Origin of the sequence: Dactylosporangium cerinum (genome assembly GCF_042653625.1) — a bacterium.
Lineage (GTDB): Bacteria > Actinomycetota > Actinomycetes > Mycobacteriales > Micromonosporaceae > Dactylosporangium > Dactylosporangium cerinum.
Genome location: NZ_JBHSIU010000014.1, coordinates 224,484 through 230,483, shown reverse-complemented (window position 1 = coordinate 230,483; position 6,000 = coordinate 224,484). Strand labels below are relative to the sequence as shown.

General features: G+C 67.3%; 5 protein-coding genes and 1 pseudogene. 2 read left to right on the top strand and 4 right to left on the bottom strand.

What is annotated here, in order from left to right; all coding sequences use genetic code 11:
- Nucleotides 1-123 precede the first annotated feature (123 nt).
- The 3 genes from ACFPIJ_RS14900 to ACFPIJ_RS14890 form a co-directional block, all read right to left on the bottom strand.
- Nucleotides 124-1,125 carry a hypothetical protein gene (locus ACFPIJ_RS14900; protein ID WP_380115457.1) on the bottom strand — a complete coding sequence of 334 codons (1,002 nt, stop codon included), beginning with the start codon at nucleotides 1,123-1,125 and terminating at the stop codon, nucleotides 124-126.
- 1 nt (nucleotide 1,126) lies between these two features.
- Nucleotides 1,127-1,468 carry a pilin gene (locus tag ACFPIJ_RS14895; RefSeq protein WP_380115456.1) on the bottom strand — a complete coding sequence of 114 codons (342 nt, stop codon included), beginning with the start codon at nucleotides 1,466-1,468 and terminating at the stop codon, nucleotides 1,127-1,129.
- Between the two features lie 315 nt (nucleotides 1,469-1,783).
- A complete protein-coding gene (locus tag ACFPIJ_RS14890; protein ID WP_380115455.1) occupies nucleotides 1,784-2,665 on the bottom strand; it encodes a sigma-70 RNA polymerase sigma factor region 4 domain-containing protein in 882 nt (293 codons plus the stop codon).
- A gap of 687 nt (nucleotides 2,666-3,352) precedes the next feature.
- Here ACFPIJ_RS14890 and ACFPIJ_RS14885 point away from each other — a divergent pair.
- The gene (locus tag ACFPIJ_RS14885) at nucleotides 3,353-4,138 is read left to right on the top strand and encodes a hypothetical protein (RefSeq protein ID WP_380115453.1); all 786 of its coding nucleotides are present in this window, start codon (nucleotides 3,353-3,355) and stop codon (nucleotides 4,136-4,138) included.
- Nucleotides 4,139-4,192: 54 nt separating this feature from the next.
- Here ACFPIJ_RS14885 and ACFPIJ_RS14880 read toward each other — a convergent pair.
- Nucleotides 4,193-4,585: pseudogene (locus ACFPIJ_RS14880) on the bottom strand (IS256 family transposase); the annotation flags it as partial.
- 512 nt (nucleotides 4,586-5,097) lie between these two features.
- Between ACFPIJ_RS14880 and ACFPIJ_RS14875 the strand changes: the two are divergent.
- The gene (locus ACFPIJ_RS14875) at nucleotides 5,098-5,508 is read left to right on the top strand and encodes a hypothetical protein (RefSeq protein WP_380115451.1); all 411 of its coding nucleotides are present in this window, start codon (nucleotides 5,098-5,100) and stop codon (nucleotides 5,506-5,508) included.
- The last annotated feature ends 492 nt before the right edge of the window (nucleotides 5,509-6,000 follow it).

Genomic DNA, 6,000 nt, shown 5'->3' with positions numbered 1-6,000 from the left:
CGTTCCGCCTCAAACCAAACCCAACAGCAAACGGAGACCGCGCAGTATGAAGCAGCCGTCGGGATACCGGCCGTCGGCTCGGTGTCCGGGTCATGACGCATGACCACTCCTATCTGACGGGTCCTATCTGACGGGCCAGCCGGCCGGCTGGCGTGTGCCGCGTCCACGGCCGGCGCCGGCTACGCGACCGCCGCCTCGTGCACCACCACCTGCACCGCGGCCGAAGCGCAGGGCCTTGGTCAACTGCTGGACGACCACGACCCGCAGGACCGTGCCGAGCATGTTCGGCTTGGACTGCGTGACGTACTTGCGCATCAGCCCGGGGATCTTCACGATCGCCCAGAACATGCACAGAATGATCAACAGGTTCAGGACGGCGTTCGTCTGCGCCGGAAAACCGAGCATCTGCAGGTTCGCGGCCGGGTTGAGGAAGATCGTCAACGTCGTGTGCAGGGCAACCGCTTGCATGATCACCGTGGCCAGCGTGGCGCCGAGCGTCCGCCACCACAGCTTCGCCACCGCCTCGGTGTGGGGGGTGCCGTGCAGTGCCAGGGCGATCGGGGCGATGCCCGCCACCACGATCAGCAACCCGACCCGGCTGATCCACTGCACCAACAGCAACCCGACCAGCACCGTGATCAGCAGCGCCAGCAACAGCAGCAGCAGCGCCGCCGGCGACTGCTGCTGCTGCGTGCCGACCGACGCGATCGTCATGTCGCGCAGCAGCCGCATCGACGCCGGCGAGCTGATGTTCTGCCCGGTCAACGCGGCCGTGACCGCGTTCGCCGTGGCGATCGCGGCGGAACACGCCGGCAGCGCGAAGTTCGCCGCGATCAACCCGATGATCAGCCGGGGCACGAGCTCTCCGGCACCGTAGCGGCTCTGGATGGTGTCACGTCCCATGACCAGCACCGCGACCCACAACCACGCCAGCACGTAGCAGGCGTTCACGATCTGCAGCGACGTGCCGGCAAACGCGCTCACCTGCGGCAACGTGGTGACATCCGGGTTGACGAAGACCGCGCTGGCAAGCAGGTCCCACAACGCGTTCAGCGCCGCAAGCACCGCCTTCGCGAACTGGTTGACGAGCGGACCGAGGACGCTGTTGCCGATCCAGTCGCCCATCTCAGCCGCCAATCCAACCCTTGACGACACCCAGCAGCACCGGCGCGAGCACGGCCAGGGCATAGCCGATCAGACTGTTCTTGAACGCCGAGTTCGACTTCTCGATCTCGGCCGGGTCGCCACCGGCCGCCAACCGGCGCAGCCCACCCACCGTGAGAAACAGCGTGGCGACCCCGACCAGAATCCCGGTGACCCAGTTCGTGATATTCGTGATGATCGCGTTGATCCGGGCCGTCGGGTTCGGATCAGGCGCCGGGGCAGCCGAGGCCGGCACGGCAGCGGCCGCGACGATCAGCGCAGTCACAACAACCGCGCTGATCCGGTAGACGATGCGGCGGAACATGATGACACCTCCCGCCCCGCCAAGGCGGGGCTCGAATCGGGGACGACAGGGCACCAGCAGGGACCGGGACGAGACCGAGGGAGCAACGCTCCTTCCAGCCGTGAGTGATCGAGCGCGAACACAGCCACACAGGCCAGCCACGCCCCGATCCCCGAGGCGCCGACACCGAGCTCCGTATGAGTCCGATGCCTTGCCACCGAATGCCTGCCGTCCGGCACCCAACACGACCCTGTTGGCCGAACCCGCACCCAACAGCACGCCAACAACCACGTCGGCTGATGCTCGCCAGGACCCGCCGAATGCCAACGGCGACGGTCAGGCCATCGAGCGGGCCACGGGCTGGTCAGACCTCTCAAGCTGTCCGGGACGTTGCCTCCGAGCTGATGCATCCCGGCCGTCGTCACCTCGCCGGGCTCGGATCGGCACGAACGCGAGGTCACCGGCGCGAATCGCCTCCGCGAGCCGCAACTCTGCTCTGCGCCGCCACGACGAGGCCATACCAGCACTGATCCCGAGCTGCTCAGCGCTCTGTGCCAGCGTTGTCTCTCCAAGCCGTGTCGCGCCGATCAGCGTCGCCTCGGCAGCATCCAGGACCCCCGCGGCGACGGCGCGGACCAGGACCAGATCCGGGTGGTCCCACGGCTGGACCGGCGCGAGCGGCCCGGCCACACCGGTCCGGACGAGCTGCGCGTCGGACTCACGGTCCCGGGCCTTGCGAGCCGCCCGCATGCCAGCGTCGATGAGCCGGCCACAGATCCGAGGCTCCGCAACATCGACGGTCTCCAACCGTGCGACAAAGCCGACGATGAGCTCCGAATCCAGATCATCGCTGTCGCCGTGCCACCCAGAGGCCAACACCCCGGCCACCCGACGCAGCCCTGGCATCGCGATCCCGACCGCGCCGATCACCCACGCCGGACCGTCCCGGCGCGCCCTGATCACCAACTCCCGCCAAACCGCATCACGAACCTGGAACGGTGTCGCCCACACCAACAGCACGCGACGCAGCTCATGCAACGGCAAGATCCGGTCCGGAAGCCCGTCGAATCCCCGCCCGTCGAACCCAACCTGCGTCGGCGCCTGCACGAGCAGATCGAAGGCGCGTTCCGCCGCATCCAACGGGGACGTCGGCCATTGCGACGACGAGAAACGGGAACGTGGTAGACGCGGTCGATCAGGTTGCTGCACAGCAGACATGCGCGGAACTCCCTTTAGCACGTCGCACCACCCCATTGGCGATGCCAGATGCACATCTGCGCACGCCGACCCAACACCACCGCTAGCTGCGCCGGCGCAATCACGGCAGTTGCCTCAGGCCAGCAACCCCACGTCCATGCTGCCGGAGCCAGCTGTAGACAGGTGGTCACCTGGAGCTATACGCCATGGTCCAGCGCGACGATCCGCGTGTTGAACGGTGTTGTCCAACCGGCACCGGGAACCACCATGTACCGATGCCGCGGCCGCCACCGGCGCCGGGCGCGGACCGAACATATCGCGGCGCAACGGAGCAATCGCCCAACATCACGGCCCTGTTTGCAAGGACAACGTAAGGCGCCGCCGCCCAACGTAAGCACGTGTTGGACGGAGCGAACCCAACAGCGCTGCACCGTTGGGTGGCTGTTGGGCGCAGCGAACCCAACAGCGCTGCACCGTTGGGTGGCTGTTGGGCGCAGCGAACCCAACAGTGCCAAACACAGGAGTGCTGTTGGGCGAATCTGACCCAACAGCACTACACGGTTGGTTGGCGTTGACCAGATGGGAACCAACACCGTTGCGCTGTTGGCCGCTGTTGCCCTGCTGAGTCCCGCGTTCCGCCGTCCGGAGTGCCGGCCTTGGGCGTTTGGGTGGTGCGAACACGGCTAGCAGCGCGGGGGCCATCCACCCATGACGCAACGTCCTGAACGGCGCCGGCAGCGCGCCAAGCACCCTGCATCACTGTGCGAGTGGCCAGACATCGACCACGACGCCCCATCTGGCGATCCGATCACCCGGATCGCAGTCTGGCGACTCGACGACAGCAACGATGACCATCTCGACGCCGATCCGAACACCGTCTTCACGTCGCAGCTCACCAAACGGCTTATCCTCATGTACAGCAATCGAGGAGACACGATTGTCGACCTCGACAACGATGCCCAGCTGCTCACGGCGGCCCGCGCTGCCGGCCGCGAACATCTCGCCATCACCGACACCGCAGACATCGCCGTGCTCGACGAGCTGCACTCCGACGGCCGACAGATCGGTCTCGTCACGGTGCAATGGCCTCGGCCTGCCCAACTCGACGTCCCCCCACCCGCCGCAGCGATCGCCGACTTGTTCCTGGCATGTCGACTGATGACCGGCGGGACCGCAACCGTCATCTTCGTTATGCATCCCGCCACGGCCGCAACCCCAGACACGTTCACTGGGTACGAGCGCGACCTGCGTGCCGCCGCCGAAGCATGCGGCTTCGGCCACCCACAACAGATCATCGCGGTCGGCGCACCGAGAGACGGCGATGCCTTCGTGTACTACGCCACCCACGCCGAAGCCAAGGACATCGCCGCGAGCGAGTCGTCGCCGCCCGTCAGGCTCCTGGTCTTCACGCCGCCGCCCGCGGGCACCCGCACGCACAGTTCCGAGCCAACCGTCGGCACCGTGTCGACGTTGCACGACTTGCTCGATCCCTGATACACCGCGTAGCGCGCGATCCCGGGCCCACGCGAATCCCGTTCACCGGAGGCGGGCGTCATCCTGCCACTGCACTGTCAGGCGGGTGACCGTCGTCGCGGACAGGCCCGCGTCGGTGCCGAGGAAGCTCTCCAGCGCGGGCACGAAGTCCTTACTGGACAGGCCATGCAGGTACAACAGCGGCAGCACCTCGGTCACCTTCGGCGACTTGCGGCACCACGCCGGCAACACCACCGAGGCGAACCGACGCCGCTGCCCGGTGACCTCGTCGACCCGCTTGTCGTTCACCCGCGGCGCCCGCACCTGCACCGCGCCGGCGTGCGCCGCGATGTACGCGGCGACCTCGGCCTCCAACGCCGCCGCCAGCATCCGCCGCGCACCCTCCCGCACGATCTCGTCGATCGGCGACACGCTCGACGCCGCCACAGCGGCAGCCGCTGGCGTCACGTCGGGGTCGGCAACTACCGTGAGCGTGGGCGTATCCTCCCGACCCGCGTTGGCGCGCGGGCCTCACTCGATACCTGGACTGGGCTTCGTTGGGAGGGTATCCCGCCCGACGCTCACCCACAGGCTTCGAGCATTACTCGCCATCGCCATCGCCAGATGGAAACACATCAGCGGACAATCCGCGCCAGCCCCCGTGCTCCTGACCGGCGCCACAGGGCCGCGACCGGCATCGGAGTTCGTGGAGTGGCTGATGTGGCCTCTGGCTGGGTGACCAATCCGACGCTGGGCTTGACCCACAGCCAACAACTCACCGCCCAGTCGCCGCGGCTGCGGGTGAGGTCGACGTTCTCGGCGCGGAGTTTGTCCGATACGGGCCAGCGCCGCGTCGAGGCGTTGCCGCAGCGACGCGGCGGTCGCCGCGGTCGGTGATGCGGGCGGGCGGTGTGGTTCCCTTACCCGGCAACGGGTTTCCTCTCGAGATCTCGACCTGCCTGCCGTGATACGGAGATGACATGGAGCGTGAGGCACTGGCCCGACTGCGTGACGCCTTGGCGCTCGTCCAACGGGACCTGGAGGCCGGCGGCGTGCGGCGGCAACTTCATCTCGAGGACGTCGACGGCTCCTGCGTCGTCGCCCTCGATGACGGTAGCTATTGGGGCGGCGGGCCAGAGCTGGACAGCGGGGAGGACGCCGCCGCGCTGTGGACGATGGCCGAAGCAGCGCAGGACTTGCTGGCAGTGGTCCTAGGCACGCTATGGCCAGTCTGCCCAAGGCATGATCTCGGTCTGCATGTGTGGCCGGACTGGGCCGGATTACAATGGTCCGCCGACGCGGGCCCTGGGAACACCGACGTGGTGGTGCAACGCCGACGGCGGACACAGGATCGCGTCGGCCAGCTTCCACCCAAGCACGTCCACACCTGAAACGCCCAACTACCGAGAACCAGTCAATAAGATCACGATGTACGGCTGCCGCACTGGACCCCGCAGCGGCGTCGCCGCGAACACGGTCACGCCGCCTGTCGGCATGCCTGCGCACATGATTTCCGAATGCTTACCTGCAGACGGCGAACTCGCCCGCCACATCTTCTACGGCCAGAAAGGCGAAATCAGCGCAGGCAGAGCCAGGTTTGCCTGGTGGGGCGCCGGGTACCGATCCTCCGCGCGTCGCTGTCGTATATGCCAACAGGGCAACAACACAGCACCGCCCCGCCTTGTCAGCGGGTTGCCGAGCCCGACCTGGGACGATCCCAGGACTCAATCGCGGCCGTGGAACGACATTCTTCATCGCGGCGGTGCAACGACTCCGGAAGACGGATGCTCATCGAGCCCGGCGGAGCGCACGTCGTTGGACCGGCAAACGGGTGCCGCCCAGGCAGTGGCGACTCGGGAAACGCGGCCTTTCATCAGACGAGC